Below are 22203 nucleotides of genomic sequence, written 5' to 3' on the forward strand. Positions count from 1 at the left end.
AATCAAACAACTCAGAATAAATTAACGTCATCGCAGTATACTCCAAATCGTTTTCGCTGCAGGCCACCGGCCCGCTAGCCGAAATTGTGAAGAGCACAGAACGGATAAAAAGCATGTTACAGGTACACCTTGTTCGCCACGGTGAAACGCAGTGGAACGCCGAGCGACGTATTCAGGGCCAGTCCGACAGTCCGCTAACCGTCCACGGTGAGCGCCAGGCCTGGCAGGTTGGCGAACGCGCCAGAACGCTGAACATTACGCATATTATTGCCAGCGATTTAGGCCGTACGCGGCGAACGGCAGAAATTATCGCGGAAGCCTGCGGCTGCAGCGTCGTCCTCGACTCACGCCTGCGCGAGCTGGATATGGGGGTTCTTGAGAAACGCCATATCGATTCGCTGAGCGCGGAAGAGGAAGGCTGGCGTCGTCGGCTGGTTAACGGCACCCCGGACGGGCGTATTCCGCAAGGTGAGTCGATGCAGGAGCTCAGCCAGCGTATGCACGCGGCGCTGACCTCCTGTCTGGAGCTGCCTGAGGGGAGTCGGCCGCTGCTGGTAAGTCACGGCATGGCGTTGGGCTGTCTGGTGAGCACGATTCTTGGCCTGCCCGCGCACGCTGAACGTCGGCTGCGCCTGCGTAACTGTTCCATTTCGCGCGTTGACTATCAGCAAAGCCCGTGGCTGGCTTCAGGCTGGGTGGTGGAGACCGCGGGGGATATTTCGCATCTTGATGCCCCCGCGATGGACGAACTGCAGCGCTAGCGGCGGATCGGGATCAGGTACTCGCAGCGTAGCTGAATCGGCGTATCCTGATCCCGGCTTTCATCCTCAGGGAAGAAGCGTTCGATATCCAGGCCCTTGCGGCGAGTGAGGTTCAGCATCGGCATACAGGTGCCGTACACCGTCAGGATAAACTCCTGCAGCCCGGTCCCTAATCCTTCATAGGTGAACATCACGTACTCACCGCCTTCCAGGGCGATCGGATGCGAATTGTGCAGGTGACCGTTAGCCATCTCCGGCGTTACGGCCGTGGTATAGAAGACCTCCTGCTCGTCATCTTTCTCAAGACTTGGGCGCGGCTCATGCAGGCCGTAAAGGGTAGGCGGAATCGACGGCGAATTGCCGAGGAAATCCCGCCAGAACTGCACGCGCATCTGGCTACGGAAATCAGAGATCTCCTCCAGCTTACAGGTATAGCTCTGGGTTACGCCAATCAGTGGCGTATTGCTCAGGGTGATAAACTCATGCTGTGGCATGGTGAATTCACCCAGTCGCAGGGGAGGACGCATACCGTAAGAGCTCCAGTCAGGGGAGCGGCGGTAGAGCGCAGGCGTCAGGGAGAACTGCTTTTTAAACGCGCGGGTAAAGGTTTGCTGAGAGTCGAAGCGGTACTGTAGCGCAATGTCGAGGATCGGACGCGCGGTCAGGCGCAGAGCCACCGCCGATTTTGATAAACGGCGCGCGCGGATATAGGCACCTATGGCATGGCCTGTCACGTCTTTGAACATTCTTTGCAAATGCCACTTGGAATAACCAGCCTTCGCTGCCACATTGTCCAACGACAGCGGCTGATCCAGGTGACCTTCCAGCCAGCTAAGGAGATCGCGAATAATCCCTGCTTGATCCATAAAATGTCCTCATCCTTAAACTTAGGTGCCTGCTACTAAGGTAGCGGATAATAGCATTTTTTGATGTTTTAGCATTCAGTGTTTTTTTTGCTTTTAAATGCGATTTGTCAGCGAACATCCCCGCTATTTTTGTAAAGCTGTGATCTATAAACCTTTTCCATTGAGCAGATAATCATCGCTCGGGGAAATTCTAAAAAATGGTAACAATATGAAATACAAGAAGTTAATGATCGGACTGCTTTTACTGGCCGGCGGCCAGGCGGCTCAGGCGGAACAGATTGGCTCGGTGGATACCGTCTTCAAATTCTTCGGCCCGGACCATAAGATCGTCGTTGAAGCCTTTGACGATCCGGACGTGCAGAACGTGACCTGCTATATCAGCCGGGCGAAAACCGGCGGCATTAAGGGCGGTCTGGGACTGGCTGAAGATACCTCTGACGCGGCGATCTCCTGCCAGCAGGTCGGGCCGATTGAAGTGACCGATAAGATCAAAAACGGCAAGTCGCAGGGAGACGTTGTGTTCCAGAAACGCACCTCGCTGGTGTTTAAAAAGCTGCAGGTCGTCCGTTTTTACGATAGCAAGCGTAACGCCCTGATCTACATGAGCTATTCCGATAAGGTCGTTGACGGATCGCCGAAGAATGCGATCAGCGCCGTGCCGATCATGCCGTGGAATAAATAACAGGGAACGACGATGCAGCAGCCGCAGATCTGGTTGGTGGAGGATGAGCAGAGTATCGCCGACACGCTTGTCTACATGCTCCAGCAGGAAGGCTTTGTGGTGAGCGTTTTTGAGCGTGGTCTGCCCGCGCTCGATGCCGCCCGCCACCGGATGCCGGACCTGGCCATTCTGGACGTGGGCCTGCCCGACATCAGCGGCTTTGAGCTGTGCCGTCAGCTGCTGGGCCGCAATCCGACGCTGCCGGTTCTGTTCCTCACCGCCCGTAGCGAAGAGGTGGATAAGCTGCTGGGCCTTGAAATAGGCGCCGATGACTACATCGCGAAGCCCTTCTCGCCGCGTGAGGTGTGCGCCCGGGTGCGCACCGTTCTGCGGCGGGTGCAAAAGTTTGCGACCTCTGGCGCAGTGCTGCAGGTGGGCGAATTTCAGCTCAACGAGGCCGCGGCGCGGGTCACCTGGTGCGGCCAGCCGTTAACCCTGACGCGCTATGAATTCCTGCTGCTAAAAACGCTCCTGCGCTCGCCGGGGCGGGTCTTTTCCCGCCAGCAGCTGATGGACGCGGTGTGGGGAGATGCGCATGAAAGCTTCGACCGCACCGTTGATACCCATATCAAAACCCTGCGCGCAAAGCTGCGCGAGGTTAATCCTCACCTCTCACCGGTTAATACGCATCGCGGCATGGGATATAGCCTGGGAGGCGCCTGATGCGTATCGGCATGCGGCTGCTGCTGGGCTACTTTCTGATTGTCGCGATTGCGGCATGGTTCGTGCTTTTCATTTTCGTCCAGGAGATCAAACCCGGGGTACGCCGGGCGACGGAAGGTACGCTGATTGATACCGCCACGCTGCTGGCGGAGCTGGCGCGAGAAGATCTGCTTTCCGATCAGCCGCAGCAGGGAAGGCTGGCCAGGGCGTTTCAGGCGCTGCACCAGCGGCCGATCGAGGCGAATATCGCGGGCATCAGCAAAACGCGTAACGAGTATCGCGTCTACCTGACCGATGAGAAGGGCAAGGTGGTATTCGATTCGGCGGGAGAAGCGGTGGGGCAGGACTATTCCCGCTGGAATGACGTCTGGCTGACCCTGCGCGGCCAGTACGGTGCGCGCAGCACCCTGGCCGACCCCAACGACGCGGGCAGTTCGGTGATGTACGTCGCCGCGCCGGTCACCGATGGCGGCCGTATTATTGGGGTGCTGAGCGTCAGTAAACCCAACCAGGCGATGGCGCCGGTGATTAAGCGCAGCGAACGGCGAATGCTCTGGGCCGGCGGGGCGCTGCTGGGGATCGCGCTGCTGATAGGCTCGCTGATGGTCTGGTGGATCAACTTCTCGATCGGCAAGCTGGTGCGCTACGCCGATTCGGTGACGGCCGACCGGCCGCTTCCGCTGCCGGAAATTGGCAGCAGCGAGCTGCGCAAGCTGGCGCTGGCGCTGGAAAGCATGCGCGTCAAGCTGGAGGGTAAGAACACCATTGAAAACTACGTTCACGCCCTGACGCATGAGCTGAAAAGCCCGCTGGCCGCTATTCGAGGCGCCGCAGAGATCCTGCGTGAAGGCCCCCCGCCGGAGGTCGCCGCGCGTTTTACCGGCAATATCCTGACGCAGAATGCGCGGATGCAGTCGCTGGTTGAGAAGCTGTTACGCCAGGCGAGGCTGGAGAACCGGCTGGAGATCGCCCTTGAGCCGCTCGCAATTGATAGCCTTTTCCGTCGCTTAGCCGAGGAGCGCGAGGCGGTACTGGCGGTAAAGAAAATCCGCTTACGCTGGCAGGAGAGCGGCCTGACGGCGGAGGCCGACGGCGAGCTGCTGGCGCAGGCCCTGGGCAATCTGCTGGATAACGCCATCGATTTTACCCCTGCGCAAGGGGAGATCGTCATGAGCGCAGAGCAGCAGCAGGCGGGCCTGGCGCTGACCATCAGCGATAGCGGCAGCGGCATCCCGGATTATGCACTTGGACGCATCTTCGAACGTTTCTATTCGCTGCCGCGTGAAAACGGCCATAAAAGCAGCGGATTGGGGCTGGCTTTTGTCCGTGAAGTGGCGCGGCTGCATCAGGGCGATATTCAGCTCAGCAATCGCCCGCAGGGCGGCGTACGCGCTGTGCTGATACTTCACCGTCCCTTCACATAGCTTCAAACTCCCCCCACATAGCCCGGCTAAGGTGAGCGCTTCACTGAGGAGAACGCTATGTTGAAATCACCGCTATTCTGGAAAATGAGCACCCTGCTGGGGTGCATCCTGTTGTTATCTATTCCCCTGATGATGGTCCGGCAGCTGATTGTCGAGCGGGCGGACTATCGTAGCGACGTTGTTGATGCGCTGGAGAAAAGCACCAGCGGCGCGCAAAAGCTGACCGGGCCGCTGATCGCGATCCCGGTTACCGAGACGTTGACCCGTCTTGAGGATAAAAAAGAGGTCGAGTATCAGCGGACCTGGGTGCACTACTGGCTACCGGAATCGCTGGCGATAAGCGGCAAGCAGAACGTGGAATCCCGACAGATAGGCATTTATGAGGGCCAAATCTGGCACAATACGCTCGGGATCAGGGCGCAGTTTGATACCTCCCGCCTGGCTGAACTTAAAAAAGACAATATTACGCTGGGCAGGCTCTTTGTGGTGGTCGGCGTCAGCGATGCGCGCGGAATTGGCGCGATTAACGCGCCGGAGTTCGGCGGTGAGACGCTGCCCGTGGAGCCTGGGCTGGGCCTCAGCGGCAGCGGAGAGGGGATTCATATGCCGCTACCGCCGCTGTCGGCGCAGCAGAAAACGCTGGACCTTGCGTTCACTCTCAACCTGAACGGAACGGGAAGTTTCTCGGTGGTGCCCGTTGGGCGCACTAGCGAGCTGCAGCTGGCAAGCAACTGGGCGCACCCCGGTTTTCTTGGCGATTTTCTTCCCGTTAGCCGCGAGATCGGCGCCTCCGGCTATAGCGCCCGCTGGCAAAGCAGCTGGTTTGCCAACAACATGGCGAAGTTCTTCGTTGACGATCGGGAGGTTGAGTGGCACCAGCTGCCGGCTTTCAACGTCAACGTCACTACGCCAGCCGACCAATATCAGCTGACCGATCGGGCGACTAAATATGCCATTCTTTTGATTGCGCTAACCTTTATGGCTTTCTTTGTCTTCGAAAGTTTAACGATGTACCGCCTGCATCCGCTGCAGTATCTGCTGGTTGGCCTGTCGTTGGTGATGTTCTATCTGGTATTGCTGGCGCTCTCGGAACACGTTGGCTTTACGCCATCATGGATTGCCGCCAGCGTCATCGGCGCGCTGATCAACGCCGTGTATCTGCACGCCGTGCTGAAAGGATGGCGCAACAGCCTGCTCTTCGTCTGCGCGCTATTATTGCTGGATAGCGTTATGTGGATGCTGCTGCGTTCGGAAGATAGCGCGCTGCTGCTCGGGACCGGCGTGCTGCTGCTGGCGCTAAGCGCGCTGATGCTGCTAACCCGCCACGTTGACTGGTATGCGCTATCGTCTCAGAAGCCAAAAAAGGCGGAGCAGCCCGACGGTGGGGGCGACGATACGTTCAGGATCTGGAAATAAAAAAACGGCGCCTTGAGCGCCGTTTTACGTTGATGCTGCGGGAATAGTTGATTATTCCTGCAGATCGCCACAGAAGCGGTAACCTTCACCGTGAATGGTAGCGATGATTTCCGGCGTATCCGGAGTAGATTCAAAATGCTTACGAATGCGACGGATGGTCACGTCTACGGTACGGTCGTGCGGCTTAAGCTCACGGCCGGTCATTTTCTTCAGCAGTTCAGCGCGTGACTGGATTTTGCCCGGGTTTTCGCAGAAGTGCAGCATTGCGCGGAATTCACTGCGCGGCAGCTTGTACTGCTCACCGTTCGGGCTGACCAGAGAACGGCTGTTGATATCCAGTTCCCAGCCGTTGAACTTGTAGCTTTCTACGCTGCGACGTTCTTCGCTTACGGTACCCAGATTCATGGTACGGGAGAGCAGGTTGCGCGCGCGAATAGTCAGTTCACGGGGGTTGAATGGCTTGGTGATATAGTCATCTGCGCCAATTTCGAGGCCCAAAATCTTATCAACTTCATTATCGCGGCCGGTAAGGAACATCAGCGCGACGTCCGCCTGTTCGCGCAGTTCACGCGCCAGCAGGAGACCATTTTTACCCGGCAGGTTAATATCCATGATTACCAGGTTGATATCATTTTCAGACAGGATCTGATGCATTTCCGCGCCATCGGTCGCTTCGAACACATCATAACCTTCTGCTTCGAAAATACTTTTTAACGTGTTGCGTGTTACCAACTCGTCTTCAACGATAAGAATGTGCGGGGTCTGCATGTTTGCTACCTAAATTGCCAACTAAATCGAAACAGGAAGTACCAAAGTCCCTGACCTGCCTGGTACATGTCGCAAATTAACATGTCCGGCGTAACATGACTAAAGTACGTAATTGCGTTCTTGATGCACTTTCCATCAACGTCAACAACATCATTAGCTTGGTCGTGGGTACTTTCCCTCTGGACCCGACGGTGTCAAAAACGGCTGTCATCCTAACCATTTTAACAGCAATATAACAGGCTAAGAGAGGCTGAACACCCAATAAAACTACGCTTCGTTGACATATATCAAGTTCAATTGTAGCACGTTAACAGTCTTGTGAAATCATCGTATTGAAATGCTATTTGTAGTTACAAATCTTACACAGCTCAAATGGTTGCGTGGGGAAACTGATAAATATGCTGAATCCAACGCCTGAAACGGTATCCGGAGCGAAATATCATTGGCAAACATATGGATAAAAGCGTTCTGTTAACATACCTCGTGTCGCGGTTGGTTGGAAATAGTTTAGTTTTTTTTATGGGTGTTCAAACGCAATTTTAGTGATATTTGTTGCAAATTTGTAAATTTTCGCCGCGTAAAATGAGGGGTAACTTTCATTTTCGCCCCCTGAGAGAGCAGAAGAGAACCACAATGCGCGTATCTATTGTATTAGTATCCCCGGCTCGGGCAGAGAACGTTGGCGCGGCCGCGCGAGCGATGAAAACGATGGGCTTTAGCGATCTGCGGATCGTCGAAAGCGATGCCCATTTGCAGCCTGCCGCGCGCTGGGTCGCCCATGGATCCGGAGATATTCTCGATAATATAAGCACTTATTCAACGCTGGAGCAGGCGCTGCACGATGTCGATTTTACGGTCGCCACCACGGCCCGCAGCCGGGCGCGCTTCCACTACTACGCCACCCCGCAGCAGCTCCTGCCGCTGATGGAGGAAAAGGCGCAGTGGATGAACCACGCGGCGCTGGTATTTGGTCGGGAAGATTCCGGCCTGACCAACGAGGAGCTGGCCCTTGCCGACGTGTTGACCGGCGTGCCGATGGTCGCCGACTATCCGTCGCTCAACCTCGGCCAGTCGGTGATGGTTTACTGCTATCAGCTGACCTCCCTGGTTCAGCAGGCGCCGGCCGTTTGCGCGAGCGTCGATGAAAACCAGCTGCAGGCGCTGCGTTTGCGAACCCTCGAATTATTGACCCGGCTTGGCGTCGCTGAAGACGTCAAACTCACCGATTGGCTACAGCAGCGGATTGGACTTTTGCAGCAGCGAGATACGGCAATGCTCCATCGTTTGCTGCACGATATTGAAAAAAACCTCCCGGAGTAAAGTTCTGTCATAAGTTTTATGTATGGTTTTTTCTGCTGATTGATGGCGTGAGGCTGCGTGAACAGGGATGAATGACCGCTGCATTTTGGCGCATTGCCCAGGTGTGCCAAAACCGGCGAAAAACAGAAATTCATTGACTTACGTCGGCAGATACTTTAACCAATATAGGCACAGGACACAGACAGATAAAAATTACAGAGTACACAACATCCATGAAACGCATCGGCATGATTACAACGATTATCACCACCACTATTACCACAGGTAACGGTGCGGGCTGACGCGTACAGGAAACACAGAAAAAAGCCCGCACCTGAACAGTGCGGGCTTTTTTTTCGACAAAAAATCTAGGGGTAACAACCATGCGCGTGTTGAAGTTCGGCGGTACATCAGTGGCAAATGCAGAACGTTTTCTGCGTGTTGCCGATATTCTGGAGAGCAATGCCAGGCAGGGGCAGGTAGCGACCGTACTGTCTGCCCCGGCGAAAATTACCAACCATCTGGTCGCGATGATTGAAAAAACCATCGGCGGCCAGGATGCGCTCACCAATATCGCTGACGCTGAACGCATTTTTGCTGAACTGCTGCAGGGTCTCGCCGATGCTCAGCCGGGCTTTGCGCTGGCACAGCTGAAAACCTTCGTCGAGCAGGAGTTTTCCCAGATAAAGCACGTGCTGCACGGCATCAGCCTGCTTGGCCAGTGCCCGGATAGCGTGAACGCTGCGCTGATTTGCCGCGGAGAGAAGCTCTCCATCGCGGTCATGGCCGGCCTTCTTGAAGCGCGTGGCCATAAGGTCAGCGTGATTAACCCCGTCGAAAAACTGCTGGCCGTGGGTCACTACCTCGAATCCACCGTCGATATTGCCGAATCAACCCGCCGCATTGCCGCCAGCCAGATCCCAGCGGACCATATGGTGCTGATGGCCGGTTTTACTGCCGGTAACGAAAAGGGCGAGCTGGTGGTTCTGGGCCGTAACGGCTCCGACTATTCTGCCGCCGTACTCGCCGCCTGCCTGCGCGCCGACTGTTGTGAAATCTGGACCGACGTTGACGGCGTTTACACCTGCGATCCGCGTCAGGTACCTGACGCCCGCCTGCTGAAGTCGATGTCCTATCAGGAAGCGATGGAGCTCTCCTACTTCGGCGCTAAGGTTCTGCACCCGCGCACCATTGCGCCTATCGCTCAGTTCCAGATCCCCTGCCTGATCAAAAATACCGGCAATCCGCAGGCGCCAGGTACGCTTATCGGCGCCAGCCTTGATGAAGACGGCCTGCCGGTTAAGGGGATCTCCAACCTCAATAATATGGCGATGTTCAACGTCTCCGGTCCGGGGATGAAGGGAATGGTCGGCATGGCCGCCCGCGTTTTCGCTACCATGTCCCGCGCCGGTATTTCGGTGGTCCTGATCACCCAGTCCTCTTCTGAGTACAGCATCAGCTTCTGCGTGCCGCAAAGCGACTGCGCCCGGGCAAAACGGGTGATGGAAGAGGAGTTCTATCTGGAGCTGAAAGAGGGGCAGTTGGAGCCGCTCTCCATCATGGATCGCCTGGCTATCATTTCCGTCGTCGGCGACGGTATGCGCACCCTGCGCGGTATTTCGGCCAAGTTCTTTGCGGCGCTGGCGCGCGCCAATATCAATATCGTGGCGATTGCCCAGGGCTCTTCCGAACGCTCTATCTCCGTAGTGGTCAGCAATGACGACGCCACTACCGGGGTACGCGTCACCCACCAGATGCTGTTCAATACCGACCAGGTCATTGAGGTGTTCGTTATCGGCGTCGGCGGCGTTGGCGGCGCGCTGATTGAACAAATCAAGCGTCAGCAGGGCTGGCTGAAGAACAAGCATATCGACCTGCGCGTGTGCGGCGTCGCAAATTCTCAGGCTCTGCTGACCAACGTCCACGGTCTGAATCTGGAGAACTGGCGTGCTGAGCTGGCCGAAGCGAAAGAGTCGCTTAACCTCGGCCGCCTGATCCGCCTGGTGAAAGAGTACCATCTGCTGAACCCGGTGATCGTTGACTGTACCTCGAGCCAGGCGGTCGCCGATCAGTACGCTGATTTCCTGCGCGAAGGTTTCCACGTGGTGACGCCGAACAAAAAGGCCAACACCTCATCGCTGGATTACTACCATCAGCTGCGTCACGCGGCGAGCAGCTCCCGACGCAAATTCCTCTACGACACTAACGTCGGTGCCGGTCTGCCGGTTATCGAGAACCTGCAGAACCTGCTCAACGCCGGTGACGAACTGCTGCACTTCTCCGGCATCCTCTCCGGTTCGCTGTCGTTCATCTTCGGTAAGCTGGATGAGGGGATGACGCTCTCCGCAGCGACGACGCTGGCGCGAGATATGGGCTATACCGAACCGGATCCGCGTGACGATCTTTCCGGCGTCGACGTTGCCCGCAAGCTGCTGATCCTGGCCCGTGAGACCGGTCGTGAGCTGGAGCTGTCGGACATTATCGTTGAGTCGGCCCTGCCTGAAGCGTTTGATGCCAGCGGCGACGTCGAGAGCTTTATGGCGCGTCTGCCTGCGCTGGATAACGAATTTGCTTCGCGGGTGGCGAAAGCGCGCGATGAAGGTAAAGTCTTGCGTTACGTCGGTAACATCGAAGAGGATGGAACCTGCCGCGTGAAAATTGCCGCGGTTGACGGTAACGATCCGCTGTTTAAAGTCAAAAACGGTGAGAACGCGCTGGCCTTTTACAGCCACTATTATCAGCCGCTGCCGCTGGTGCTGCGCGGCTATGGCGCGGGTAACGATGTGACCGCGGCCGGCGTATTCGCCGACCTGCTGCGTACCCTGTCATGGAAGTTAGGAGTTTAAGATGGTCAAAGTATATGCCCCGGCTTCCAGTGCCAATATGAGCGTCGGGTTTGATGTCCTGGGCGCGGCGGTGACGCCGGTTGACGGTACGCTGCTGGGGGACAACGTCTCGGTTGAGGCGGCCGCAAGCTTTAGCCTGCAAAACGTCGGTCGCTTTGCCAGCAAGCTGCCGGCGGCGGCGCAGGAGAATATCGTTTATCAGTGCTGGGAGCGTTTCTGCGAAGAGATTGGCAGGAAGGTTCCGGTGGCGATGGTGCTGGAAAAAAACATGCCGATTGGCTCCGGCCTTGGCTCCAGCGCTTGTTCAGTGGTCGCGGCGCTGGTGGCGATGAATGAATTCTGCGGCAAGCCGCTGAACGAAACGCGGATGCTGGCGCTGATGGGCGAGATGGAAGGGCGCATCTCCGGCAGTATCCACTACGACAACGTCGCCCCGTGCTATCTGGGCGGCATGCAGCTGATGATCGAAGAGAACGACATCATCAGCCAGCAGGTGCCCGGCTTTGACGAGTGGCTGTGGGTGCTGGCGTACCCTGGAATTAAAGTTTCGACGGCGGAAGCGCGCGCCATCCTGCCGGCCCAGTATCGTCGGCAGGATTGTATTGCGCACGGCCGCCACCTGGCGGGCTTTATTCACGCCTGCTACACCCGCCAGCCGCAGCTGGCAGCGAAACTGATGAAAGATGTGATTGCCGAACCCTATCGCACCAAACTGCTGCCGGGCTTCAGCGAAGCGCGGCAGGCGGCGATGGAGATTGGCGCGCAGGCCTGCGGGATCTCCGGCTCTGGCCCGACGCTGTTTGCGCTGTGCGATAAGCCGGAAACCGCGCAGCGGGTTGCCGATTGGCTGGGTACGCATTATCTGCAGAATCATGAAGGCTTTGTTCATATTTGCCGGCTGGACACGGCGGGCGCACGAGTAGTGGGATAACCAATGAAACTCTATAACTTAAAAGATCATAACGAACAGGTCAGCTTTGCGCAGGCCGTCACGCAGGGGCTTGGCAAGCATCAGGGGCTGTTCTTCCCGCACGACCTGCCGGAATTTAGCCTGACTGAAATTGATGACATGCTGGCGCTGGATTTTGTCACCCGCAGCGCGAAGATCCTGTCGGCATTTATTGCCGAAGAGATCCCGCAGGCGGTCCTGCAGGAGCGCATCGGTGCGGCCTTCACCTTCCCGGCTCCGGTCAACAAGGTGCAGGATGACGTCGGCTGCCTCGAGCTGTTCCACGGCCCGACGCTGGCGTTTAAAGACTTCGGCGGCCGCTTCATGGCCCAGATGCTGACCCATATCGCGGGCGACAAGCCGGTGACTATCCTGACGGCAACCTCCGGCGATACCGGCGCGGCGGTAGCCCACGCGTTCTACGGCCTGCCAAACGTGAAGGTGGTGATTCTCTATCCGCGCGGCAAGATTAGCCCGCTGCAGGAGAAGCTGTTCTGCACCCTGGGCGGCAACATTGAAACCGTGGCTATCGACGGCGACTTCGACGCCTGCCAGGCGCTGGTTAAACAGGCCTTCGACGACGAAGAGCTGAAAGTCGCGCTGGGCCTGAACTCCGCGAACTCGATTAACATCAGCCGTCTTCTGGCACAGATTTGCTACTACTTTGAAGCGGTCGCGCAGCTGCCTCAGGAAGCGCGTAATCAGCTGGTGATTTCGGTGCCAAGCGGCAACTTCGGCGACCTCACCGCCGGCCTGCTGGCGAAGTCTTTGGGCCTGCCGGTTAAGCGCTTTATCGCCGCTACCAACGCCAACGATACCGTGCCTCGCTTCCTGCAGGATGGCAACTGGGCGCCGAAGGTCACCCAGGCGACGCTGTCCAACGCGATGGATGTCAGCCAGCCAAACAACTGGCCGCGCGTAGAAGAGCTGTTCCGCCGTAAAACCTGGCGTCTTAACGAGCTGGGCTACGCGACCGTAGACGACGAGACGACCAAAGAGGCGATGCGCGAGCTGAAAGCTATCGGCTACACCTCCGAGCCGCATGCGGCCATCGCGTGGCGCGCGCTGCGCGACCAGCTGCAGCCGGGAGAATACGGCCTGTTCCTTGGTACCGCGCATCCGGCGAAGTTCAAGGAGAGCGTTGAAGAGATCCTGCAGGAGACGCTGCCGCTGCCGAAAGAGCTGGCGGACCGCGCCGACCTGCCGCTGCTGTCGCATAACCTGCCTGCGGACTATGCGGCGCTGCGCGAGCTGATGATGGCGAAAGCGTAACGGCAGCAGCAGACGCCGTTTATTACGTAAACCGGGCCCGGGTGCCCGGTTTTTTTACGCCCAAAAAAGGAGAAATTATGCATGAATTATCAATAAATGCCGGAGGCTGAAGAATAGGATTGCGGAGAATAACAAGCGCCGTTGCGCAGGGCTAACCTTGGGCTATCGACCCATTGCGGGCACTGTTAACAAAGGGGAAACCTATGTCAAAGCTGAAATCTGTGATCCTTGCGCTTTCGATGCTGCTGGTGGCTCCTGCGGCCGTCCACGCCGCTGAAATTACGCTGGTTCCGGCCATAAAACTGCAGATCGGCGATCGCGATAACTCCGGCAACTATTGGGACGGCGGCCACTGGCGCGATCGCGAGTGGTGGGGACGCCATTACGACTGGCGCGACGATCGCTGGCATCCGCATGACGATCGCCGTTATCACCAGCGCGAACGCCATGACGACGATCGCGACCGCGGTCCGGATCGCGACTGGCATCACCGCTAGGCGACGCTCCCGGCCGGCAGGTTTGCGGCCGGGAAGCGGGTTAGCGTTCGTGGCGTTTAAAGACCATCTCGCCTTTATCGGAAGCATCGGCGTCAAAGAAGTACCCGTCGCTGTCGAAGCGCGTGAGCTGCTCCGGCCGGGTTAAGCGGTTCTCAATGATATAGCGGCTCATCAAGCCGCGCGCTTTCTTGGCGTAGAAGCTGATCACCTTGAACTTGCCGTTTTTCTCATCGAGGAACACCGGCTTAATAATCTGCCCCTGCAGCCGCTTCGTCTTGACCGACCGGAAGTATTCGTCGGAGGCGAGGTTAATCACCACGTCGTCGCCCTGGGCCTTCAGCGCCTGATTCAGCGTATCGGTAATGGTTTCATCCCAGAACTGGTAGAGATCCTTGCCCCTGGCGTTTTCCAGCTTAATTCCCATCTCCAGACGATAGGGCTGCATCAGATCCAGCGGGCGCAGCACGCCGTACAGGCCGGAGAGCATGCGCAGATGCTGCTGGGCGAAATCGAAATCCGCCTCGTCGAAGGTTTCCGCCTGCAGCCCGGTGTAGACGTCGCCCTTAAAGGCCAGAATGGCCTGGCGGGCGTTTTTCGGCGTGAACTCGGGATGCCAGTCGTGAAAACGGGTGGCGTTCAGATCCGCCAGCTTATCGCTGATGCCCATCAGCTTGCCTATCTGCGGCGCTGAAAGCTGGCGCGCCACGCCGATAAGCTGTTGGGAATACTCCAGCAGCTCGGGCTGGGTGTAGCGCGTCGTCGCCAGCGGGCTTTGATAATCGAGCGTTTTAGCAGGTGAAATCAGAATCAGCATATCCAGTCCTTGCAGGAGATTTTCGGCGATTTTACCAAAAAAAGACCGCGGGGGGATCGATAGCTGCGATTGCTGCGCTATTCGCGCGGCGGCCCGTCCCAGGTTCCCGGCGCCAGCTGCTGGCGAATTTCCGGATAGCGCGCGGCGTCAAACGTGGGCTGCACGCCGAGCCGTCGCTGGTGAAGATAGTCGCTGGCAAGCAGCCGCACCGTGGGGGACAGCAGGAGGATGGCCGTCAGGTTGGTAATGGCCATCAGCGCCATAATAATATCCGCCAGCCGCCAGACTACCGGGAGGCTCATCATCGTTCCCGTTAAGACCATCAGGATGGTGATAATCCGCAGCGTCCAGATGCAGCGAGGACTGTTAAGGCGCAGAAAAATCAGGTTATTTTCAGCATAAATGTAGTTCGCCACGATGGAGCTAAAGGCAAAGAGCAGCACGATGACGGCGACAAAGCCGGCGCCCCAGCCGCCGACAAGCCCGCTCATCGCATGCTGAATGGCCTGAATACCGTTAGCGGCATCCTCTTCTCCGCGTGCGCGCGGTGCCAGCATGATAATCACCGCGCTGGCGGTGCAGATAACAACGGTATCGATAAACACGCCAATCATCTGGACGATCCCCTGAGCCGCCGGGTGCGGAGGCCAGGAGGCGGCGGTCGCGGCGGCGTTAGGCGTTGAGCCCATCCCCGCTTCGTTAGAGAACATTCCGCGCTGAAAACCGCTGGTTAGCGCCTGGCTGATGGTATAGCCCACCGCGCCGGCGGCGGCTTCCTGCCAGCCGAACGCGCAGCGGAAAATGGTGTTAAAAATTGCCGGCAGGGCGGTGATGTGCCACAGGCCGATAAGCAGGCTGGCGGCAACCCACAGCCCCGCCATCAGCGGGACGAACCATTGCAGGATCTTTGCCACGTTGCGCAAGCCGCGCACGATAACCAGCAGGGTGAGCACCGCCAGCACGCCGCCGGTGATAACGCCGGGCAGATCGAAGGCATAGGTCATCGCATGCGCCACCGAGTTGGCCTGAACGGTGTTAAAAATAACGCCATAGGCGAGCAGCAGCAGGATTGAAAACAGCACCCCCATCCAGCGCATCCCTAAGCCTCGGGACATATACCATGCGGGACCGCCGCGAAATTGCCCCTGCGCATCGCGTTCTTTGTAGAGCTGGGCAAGGGAGCATTCGGCGAAGCTGCTGGCCATCCCGAGCAGCGCAGAGACCCACATCCAGAATACGGCGCCCGGCCCGCCGGCGGTGATAGCCAGCGCCACGCCGGCCAGGTTGCCGCTGCCGACGCGGGCGGCCAGGCTGGTGCACAGAGCCTGAAAAGAGGTTAAGCCGTCGGGCTGGGGCAGGAGGCTTTTGCGCAAACTTTTCCCAAACTGGCTAACATAACGGAACTGAATGCATTTCGTCCGCCAGGTAAACCATACGCCGGCGCCCAGTAATAGATAAATCATTACCGAACCCCAGAGTATTTCATTGATAAATGAGAAAAAGTCAGGCATTAAGCATCCTCTTGTCCATGTTGGTAAGCTCGTGTAAGCGTTACCATTTTAGTGACAATCCTTTAACATTCAGAGAATTAATTCGTCCAGTTTATCACACTCTGCGCTCTTGCATGGTCCGCAGTTGCGCTGACCCGGCAGCGTGTTATCATCTTGGCAGACCGGTTACATCCCCTTAACTGCTGTTTAAGAGAACCCTATCATGACGGATAAATTGACTTCTCTGCGTCAGTACACCACTGTCGTAGCTGATACCGGAGATATTGCGGCAATGAAGCTGTATCAGCCTCAGGACGCCACGACTAACCCTTCTTTGATTCTTGGCGCTGCTCAGATCCCTGAGTACCGTAAGCTGATTGATGACGCTATCGTCTGGGCCCGCGCTCAGAGCAGCGATCGCGCGCAGCAGGTTATCGACGCTTCCGATAAGCTGGCGGTGAACATTGGTCTCGAAATCCTTAAGCTGATTCCAGGCCGTATTTCTACCGAAGTTGATGCCCGTCTCTCCTATGACACCACGGCATCCATCGCTAAAGCTAAACGCATCATCAAGCTGTACAACGATGCGGGCATCGGCAACGATCGCATTCTGATCAAACTGGCTTCTACCTGGCAGGGCATCTGCGCCGCCGAGCAGCTGGAAAAAGAAGGCATCAACTGTAACCTGACCCTGCTGTTCTCCTTCGCTCAGGCTCGCGCCTGTGCGGAAGCGGGCGTATTCCTGATTTCGCCGTTCGTAGGCCGTATCCTCGACTGGTACAAAGCGAACACGGATAAGAAAGAGTATGCGCCGGCGGAAGATCCGGGCGTGGTTTCCGTCAGCGAAATCTACGAATACTACAAGCAGCACGGCTATGAAACCGTCGTAATGGGCGCAAGCTTCCGTAACGTCGGCGAAATCCTCGAGCTGGCCGGCTGTGACCGTCTGACCATCGCTCCGGCACTGCTGAAAGAGCTGGCAGAAAGCGAAGGCGCTATCGAACGTAAGCTGACCTTCAGCGGCGAAGTGAAAGCCCGTCCGGAACGCATCACCGAATCTCAGTTCCTGTGGCAGCACAACCAGGATCCGATGGCGGTAGATAAACTGGCGGAAGGTATCCGTAAGTTTGCTATCGACCAGGAAAAACTGGAAAAAATGATCGGCGATCTGCTGTAATCATTGCGCGTGGCCGGGCTCCCGGTCACGCTACTTCTTTTGAGCCCTGTCTGTATCTCCTCCCAGCGTGTATTATTCCGTCTAACTGCACTATTTGAACGGAATAACGATGAATACCTTACGAATCGGCTTAGTTTCCATCTCCGATCGCGCCTCCAGCGGCGTTTATCAGGATAAAGGCATCCCGGCACTTGAAGAGTGGCTGGCGCGTGCGCTGACGACCCCCTTTGAGCTCCAGACCCGCTTGATCCCCGATGAGCAGGTGATTATCGAGCAAACGCTGTGCGAGCTGGTTGACGAAATGGGCTGCCATCTGGTGTTAACCACCGGCGGTACCGGCCCTGCGCGACGAGACGTGACGCCGGATGCGACGCTGGCGGTTGCCGATCGCGTCATGCCGGGCTTTGGCGAGCAGATGCGTCAGGTCAGCCTGCACTTCGTCCCGACGGCCATTCTCTCCCGCCAGGTTGGGGTGATCCGTAAGCAGGCGCTGATCCTCAATCTGCCCGGTCAGCCGAAGGCGATTGAGGAAACCCTCGAAGGGGTCAAAGATGCCGATGGCCAGGTGCTGGTGCACGGCGTCTTTGCAAGTGTACCGTATTGTGTACAGTTGCTTGAGGGGCCTTATGTCGAGACTGCGCCGGAAGTGGTAGCGGCTTTTCGGCCAAAAAGCGCGAGACGCGAAAGTTTATCCTGAATTTGATGCTTTCCTGACATAACCTGTAATCCTGGTGGTGTGCTGTTTTATTTACGATATAGTGTTTTTTACTTTACACACTGCGTGATAACACCTACAAACCTCTGGATGAACAGCTCGTTATGTCACAACATACCCGACCTCTGAATCGACAAGACTATAAAACTCTGACGCTGGCCGCCCTTGGCGGGGCGCTGGAGTTTTACGACTTCATTATCTTCGTCTTCTTTGCCGCCGTTGTCGGCGAGCTCTTCTTCCCGGCCGATATTCCGGAGTGGCTGCGCCAGGTGCAGACCTTCGGCATTTTCGCTGCCGGCTATCTGGCGCGTCCTCTCGGCGGCATTATTATGGCCCACTTTGGCGATCTGGTCGGGCGCAAGAAAATGTTTACCTTGAGCATTTTACTGATGGCGCTGCCGACGCTGGCGATCGGCCTGCTGCCGACCTATGAATCGATGGGGATCGTTGCCCCGCTGCTGCTGCTGCTGATGCGCGTGCTGCAGGGCGCGGCGATTGGGGGGGAAGTCCCCGGCGCCTGGGTGTTTGTTGCGGAGCACGTGCCGGAGAAAAAAATCGGTATCGCCTGCGGCACGCTGACGGCGGGCTTAACGGTGGGGATCCTGCTGGGGTCGGTGGTGGCGACGCTGATTAATACCAGCCTGACGCCGCAGGGCATCCACGACGGCGGCTGGCGTATTCCTTTCCTGCTGGGCGGCGTGTTCGGCCTGGTGGCGATGTATTTACGCCGCTGGCTGCAGGAAACGCCGATATTCCTCGAGATGCAGCAGCGCAAAGCATTAGCCCAGGAGCTGCCGGTTAAATCGGTGGTGCTCAAGCATCAGAAGGCCGTCGTGGTTTCAATGCTGCTGACCTGGCTCCTGTCCGCGGGCGTGGTGGTGGTCATTTTGATGTCGCCGGTGTGGCTGCAAAAGCATTACGGCTTTGCCCCGGCGGTGACCCTGCAGGCGAACAGTATTGCGACGATTATGCTGTGTGTCGGCTGCCTGCTGGCAGGCCTGGCGGCCGATCGCTTTGGCGCCAGCCGGACTTTTATCGTCGGCAGCCTTTTGCTCGCGGTCTCCAGCTGGGCGTTCTACCACCTTTCCGGCACTTCGCCTGAACAGCTTTTCCTGCTGTACGGCACCGTTGGGCTGTGCGTTGGCGTGGTCGGGGCGGTGCCTTACGTGATGGTTCGCGCCTTCCCGGCGGAGGTGCGTTTTACCGGAATTTCATTCTCGTACAACGTCTCCTACGCCATTTTCGGCGGCCTGACGCCGATTGCCGTCACTATGCTGATGGGCGTGTCGCCGATGGCTCCGGCGTGGTACGTGCTGGCGCTGTCGCTGATGGGGCTGGGGTTGGGGATTTGGCTGCGTCAGGGGCTGGGGGGGAATAGCGCCGCCGCGGCTGGCGAACTGCAGCGCCTGCCTTAGCGCGACTGCTCAATACCCTCGCCGTAAGGCGAGGGTATCTTCTATCAATGAGGCGCGCCGATTGGCAGAACGGTGCGACCAAACTGCTCGTTGAGTACTTCACCCATCGCCAGATAAATCGCGCTACCGCCGCAGACTAAACCAATCCAGCCGGCGATTCTAACGATGCCTTCGTTATCGACCAGGTGACCAATTGCCAGCAGGGCAAACAGGACGGTCAGGCTGAGGAAGACGAACTGCAGCATCCGTGCGGCTTTCAGGGTACCGAAGAACATAAACAGCGTGAACACTCCCCACAGTCCGAGATACATGCCCAGGAAGTGCGCATTCGGCGCCTCTGCCAGGCCCATTTTCGGCATGAGAAGAATTGCGACCAACGTCAGCCAGAAGGCGCCGTAGGACGTAAAAGCGGTTAAACCAAAGGTGTTACCCTTTTTAAATTCCAGCAGGCCTGCGAAAATCTGCGCAATACCGCCGTAAAAAATGCCCATCGCCAGGATAGCTACATCAAACGCGAAAAGGCCGCTATTCGCCAGGTTAAGCAGAATAGTGGTCATGCCGAAGCCCATAAGGCCCAGCGGTGCCGGATTAGCCAACTTAGTGTTGCCCATAATTCCTCAAAATAATGATTAGAAAGGGAAGCATTACCCCGTCGCTCAGCGGTGGGGCGCGGCATAATAATGAGGAGTCGTCAGGCTGTCTATGATCTGGCGAGGTATTTTTCACCAATTTTACACACTCTCTAAACGATGTCGGGCATTTGCCTGAGGCCAGGCGGGCAAAGGCATTCGTAAGGCTATGATCCGTCGAGCTTCTGGTCTTTCAACGCGGAGGTAGACTCGCTAAGCAGAGTCATCGTCTCTTTACGGGGACCCCAGCGGATGAACGCCGTGAAGCGCGCTTTTTTGCCTCATATAGGCAAAACTTCCTCGCCGACGGCCGGCTTCGTGGGACGATGAAGATAAAATTTTTTTTGCCTTCCCCCTTGATGAAGCGGTGGACGACCCCATCTTGTAGTCAACCGCAGTGAATGAACCTGAAAAAAAAAGATGTTGGGCAGTTGAAACCGCACGTTTCGCCCTTATTACAGGTTCACAACCACATGTTGACTGAATTTTTAGTGGAGACGTTTAGATGGGTAAAATTATTGGTATCGACCTGGGTACTACCAACTCTTGTGTAGCGATTATGGATGGCACTACTGCTCGCGTGCTGGAAAACGCCGAAGGCGATCGCACCACGCCTTCTATCATTGCTTATACCCAGGATGGTGAAACTCTGGTTGGTCAGCCGGCTAAACGTCAGGCAGTGACAAACCCGCAAAACACCCTGTTTGCGATTAAACGCCTGATTGGTCGCCGCTTCCAGGATGAAGAAGTTCAGCGTGACGTTTCTATCATGCCGTACAAAATCGTTGCCGCAGACAATGGCGACGCATGGCTTGATGTGAAAGGTACCCGCACCGCACCGCCGCAGATCTCTGCTGAAGTGCTGAAGAAAATGAAAAAGACCGCGGAAGATTACCTGGGTGAGCCGGTAACTGAAGCCGTCATCACCGTACCTGCATACTTCAACGATGCTCAGCGTCAGGCGACGAAAGACGCCGGTCGTATCGCGGGTCTGGAAGTTAAGCGTATCATCAACGAACCAACCGCAGCCGCGCTGGCTTACGGTCTGGATAAAGAAGTCGGCAACCGTACTATCGCGGTTTACGACCTCGGCGGTGGTACCTTCGATATCTCTATTATCGAAATCGACGAAGTTGACGGCGAGAAAACCTTCGAAGTTCTGGCAACCAACGGTGATACCCACCTGGGTGGCGAAGACTTCGATAGCCGTATGATCAACTACCTCGTTGATGAGTTTAAGAAAGATCAGGGCATTGACCTGCGTAACGACCCGCTGGCCATGCAGCGCCTGAAAGAAGCGGCAGAAAAAGCGAAAATCGAGCTTTCTTCCGCTCAGCAGACCGACGTGAATCTGCCGTACATCACCGCAGATGCTACCGGTCCGAAACACATGAACATTAAAGTGACCCGTGCGAAGCTGGAAAGCCTGGTAGAAGACCTGGTTAACCGCTCTATCGAGCCGCTGAAAGTTGCGCTGCAGGATGCTGGCCTGTCCGTATCCGACGTTCAGGACGTTATCCTGGTCGGTGGTCAGACTCGTATGCCGATGGTGCAGAAGAAAGTTGCCGAGTTCTTTGGTAAAGAGCCGCGTAAAGACGTTAACCCGGATGAAGCTGTTGCTATCGGCGCAGCGGTTCAGGGCGGCGTACTGACTGGTGAAGTTAAAGACGTTCTGCTGCTCGACGTTACCCCGCTGTCGCTGGGTATCGAAACCATGGGCGGCGTGATGACTGCGCTGATCAACAAGAACACCACTATCCCGACCAAGCACAGCCAGGTGTTCTCGACGGCAGAAGATAACCAGTCTGCGGTAACTATCCACGTGATTCAGGGTGAGCGTAAACGCGCCTCCGATAACAAATCACTGGGTCAGTTTAACCTCGACGGCATCAACCCGGCACCGCGCGGCATGCCGCAGATCGAAGTGACCTTCGATATCGATGCCGATGGTATCCTGCACGTCTCCGCGAAAGATAAAAACAGCGGTAAAGAGCAGAAAATTACCATTAAAGCGTCTTCCGGTCTGAACGAAGAAGAAATCGCTAAAATGGTCCGTGAAGCAGAAGCGAACGCGGAATCTGACCGTAAGTTCGAAGAGCTGGTTCAGACCCGCAACCAGGGCGACCATCTGCTGCACAGCACGCGTAAGCAGGTTGAAGAAGCGGGCGACAAGCTGCCGGCTGACGATAAAACGGCTATCGAGTCTGCGCTGACCGCGCTGGAAACTTCCCTGAAAGGTGAAGACAAAGCCGATATCGAAGCGAAAATGCAGGCGCTGGCCCAGGCTTCCCAGAAGCTGATGGAGATTGCCCAGCAGCAGCATGCTCAGCAGCAGGCTGGCGGTGCTGAAGCTTCCGAAAGCAACGCGAAAGACGACGATGTCGTTGACGCTGAGTTTGAAGAAGTGAAAGACAAAAAATAATCGCCCTTTGAACGGGTAAAACACTGGCACGGGCGAAGAGGTTTCCTCTCCGCCCGTGC

The 22203-nt window shown here is 56.9% G+C and carries 21 protein-coding genes and 1 other annotated feature; of the genes, 16 read left to right on the forward strand and 5 right to left on the reverse strand.

Translation table 11 applies throughout. From position 1 onward, the window contains the following. The first annotated feature begins 113 nt into the window (after positions 1 to 113). Positions 114 to 761, forward strand: coding sequence for a 2,3-diphosphoglycerate-dependent phosphoglycerate mutase GpmB (gene gpmB, locus RTE01_RS08225; RefSeq protein ID WP_134525228.1), 648 nt, complete (start codon positions 114 to 116; stop codon positions 759 to 761). On the opposite strand, the gene robA is transcribed toward gpmB, so the two are convergent. Further along, positions 758 to 1627 (reverse strand): MDR efflux pump AcrAB transcriptional activator RobA, encoded by an 870-nt coding sequence (gene robA / locus RTE01_RS08230; protein ID WP_041143961.1) that lies wholly within the window; start codon positions 1625 to 1627, stop codon positions 758 to 760. The two genes, gpmB and robA, sit on opposite strands and share 4 nt — an antisense overlap. Before the next feature lie 208 nt (positions 1628 to 1835). Here robA and creA point away from each other — a divergent pair, with 208 nt between their 5' ends. Genes creA through creD form a run of 4 tightly spaced genes read left to right on the forward strand, consistent with a single transcriptional unit; the run spans position 1836 to position 5851 of the window. Next, positions 1836 to 2309, forward strand: coding sequence for a protein CreA (gene creA / locus RTE01_RS08235; protein ID WP_041143962.1), 474 nt, complete (start codon positions 1836 to 1838; stop codon positions 2307 to 2309). A gap of 12 nt (positions 2310 to 2321) precedes the next feature. Then, positions 2322 to 3011: a two-component system response regulator CreB gene (creB, locus tag RTE01_RS08240; protein WP_134525229.1), complete on the forward strand. Its 690-nt coding sequence runs from the start codon at positions 2322 to 2324 to the stop codon at positions 3009 to 3011. Next, positions 3011 to 4435 carry a two-component system sensor histidine kinase CreC gene (gene creC / locus RTE01_RS08245; RefSeq protein ID WP_134525230.1) on the forward strand — a complete coding sequence of 475 codons (1425 nt, stop codon included), beginning with the start codon at positions 3011 to 3013 and terminating at the stop codon, positions 4433 to 4435. The genes creB and creC overlap by 1 nt, the downstream gene beginning before the upstream one ends. Positions 4436 to 4492: 57 nt before the next feature. Further along, positions 4493 to 5851, forward strand: a complete 1359-nt coding sequence (gene creD / locus RTE01_RS08250) for a cell envelope integrity protein CreD (protein WP_166793706.1) — start codon at positions 4493 to 4495, stop codon at positions 5849 to 5851. A gap of 51 nt (positions 5852 to 5902) precedes the next feature. Here the strand turns inward: creD and arcA are convergent, their stop codons facing one another. Further along, a complete protein-coding gene (gene arcA / locus RTE01_RS08255) occupies positions 5903 to 6619 on the reverse strand; it encodes a two-component system response regulator ArcA (protein ID WP_002887843.1) in 717 nt (238 codons plus the stop codon). Between the two features lie 95 nt (positions 6620 to 6714). Here arcA and yjjY point away from each other — a divergent pair, with 95 nt between their 5' ends. From yjjY to RTE01_RS08290, 7 genes are all read left to right on the forward strand, one after another. Beyond that, on the forward strand, positions 6715 to 6855 hold the full coding sequence (gene yjjY, locus RTE01_RS08260; RefSeq protein ID WP_049268126.1) for a YjjY family protein: 141 nt from the start codon (positions 6715 to 6717) through the stop codon (positions 6853 to 6855). 397 nt (positions 6856 to 7252) lie between these two features. After that, positions 7253 to 7939: a tRNA/rRNA methyltransferase gene (locus RTE01_RS08265; RefSeq protein ID WP_076946437.1), complete on the forward strand. Its 687-nt coding sequence runs from the start codon at positions 7253 to 7255 to the stop codon at positions 7937 to 7939. A gap of 212 nt (positions 7940 to 8151) precedes the next feature. Then, a complete protein-coding gene (gene thrL, locus RTE01_RS08270; protein ID WP_071845000.1) occupies positions 8152 to 8220 on the forward strand; it encodes a thr operon leader peptide in 69 nt (22 codons plus the stop codon). Beyond that, positions 8159 to 8276 (forward strand) — a sequence feature (Thr leader region). It overlaps the preceding gene by 62 nt. A 25-nt stretch (positions 8277 to 8301) precedes the next feature. Next, positions 8302 to 10764, forward strand: a complete 2463-nt coding sequence (gene thrA, locus RTE01_RS08275; protein ID WP_141334903.1) for a bifunctional aspartate kinase/homoserine dehydrogenase I — start codon at positions 8302 to 8304, stop codon at positions 10762 to 10764. A 1-nt stretch (position 10765) separates the two neighbouring features. Beyond that, positions 10766 to 11695: a homoserine kinase gene (gene thrB / locus RTE01_RS08280; RefSeq protein ID WP_041143968.1), complete on the forward strand. Its 930-nt coding sequence runs from the start codon at positions 10766 to 10768 to the stop codon at positions 11693 to 11695. A 3-nt stretch (positions 11696 to 11698) separates the two neighbouring features. After that, positions 11699 to 12985, forward strand: a complete 1287-nt coding sequence (gene thrC, locus RTE01_RS08285) for a threonine synthase (protein ID WP_115193597.1) — start codon at positions 11699 to 11701, stop codon at positions 12983 to 12985. A 203-nt stretch (positions 12986 to 13188) separates the two neighbouring features. Beyond that, positions 13189 to 13482, forward strand: coding sequence for a DUF2502 domain-containing protein (locus RTE01_RS08290; protein ID WP_041143970.1), 294 nt, complete (start codon positions 13189 to 13191; stop codon positions 13480 to 13482). Positions 13483 to 13522: 40 nt separating this feature from the next. Here RTE01_RS08290 and yaaA read toward each other — a convergent pair whose 3' ends face one another. Together yaaA and RTE01_RS08300 are read right to left on the reverse strand one after the other, a co-directional pair. Continuing rightward, complete coding sequence (gene yaaA, locus RTE01_RS08295; RefSeq protein WP_041143971.1) at positions 13523 to 14296, reverse strand: peroxide stress protein YaaA; 774 nt, start codon at positions 14294 to 14296, stop codon at positions 13523 to 13525. 77 nt (positions 14297 to 14373) lie between these two features. Further along, entirely contained in the window at positions 14374 to 15807 is a 1434-nt protein-coding gene (locus tag RTE01_RS08300) for an alanine/glycine:cation symporter family protein (RefSeq protein ID WP_041143972.1), read from the reverse strand. Between the two features lie 202 nt (positions 15808 to 16009). Here RTE01_RS08300 and tal point away from each other — a divergent pair, with 202 nt between their 5' ends. The 3 genes from tal to RTE01_RS08315 all read left to right on the forward strand — a co-directional run bounded on the left by tal (position 16010) and on the right by RTE01_RS08315 (position 19093). After that, complete coding sequence (gene tal / locus RTE01_RS08305; protein WP_045860032.1) at positions 16010 to 16963, forward strand: transaldolase; 954 nt, start codon at positions 16010 to 16012, stop codon at positions 16961 to 16963. A 109-nt stretch (positions 16964 to 17072) separates the two neighbouring features. After that, positions 17073 to 17660, forward strand: coding sequence for a molybdopterin adenylyltransferase (gene mog, locus RTE01_RS08310; protein WP_041143974.1), 588 nt, complete (start codon positions 17073 to 17075; stop codon positions 17658 to 17660). 122 nt (positions 17661 to 17782) lie between these two features. Beyond that, positions 17783 to 19093, forward strand: a complete 1311-nt coding sequence (locus tag RTE01_RS08315; protein ID WP_041143975.1) for an MFS transporter — start codon at positions 17783 to 17785, stop codon at positions 19091 to 19093. A 44-nt stretch (positions 19094 to 19137) separates the two neighbouring features. Here RTE01_RS08315 and satP read toward each other — a convergent pair whose 3' ends face one another. Beyond that, positions 19138 to 19704: an acetate uptake transporter gene (satP, locus tag RTE01_RS08320; RefSeq protein ID WP_041143976.1), complete on the reverse strand. Its 567-nt coding sequence runs from the start codon at positions 19702 to 19704 to the stop codon at positions 19138 to 19140. A 523-nt stretch (positions 19705 to 20227) separates the two neighbouring features. On the opposite strand from satP, the gene dnaK reads away from it, so the two are divergent. After that, complete coding sequence (gene dnaK, locus RTE01_RS08325) at positions 20228 to 22144, forward strand: molecular chaperone DnaK (protein WP_041143977.1); 1917 nt, start codon at positions 20228 to 20230, stop codon at positions 22142 to 22144. Positions 22145 to 22203: the final 59 nt, after the last annotated feature.

Source organism: Klebsiella terrigena (assembly GCF_006539725.1).
Lineage (GTDB): Bacteria > Pseudomonadota > Gammaproteobacteria > Enterobacterales > Enterobacteriaceae > Klebsiella > Klebsiella terrigena.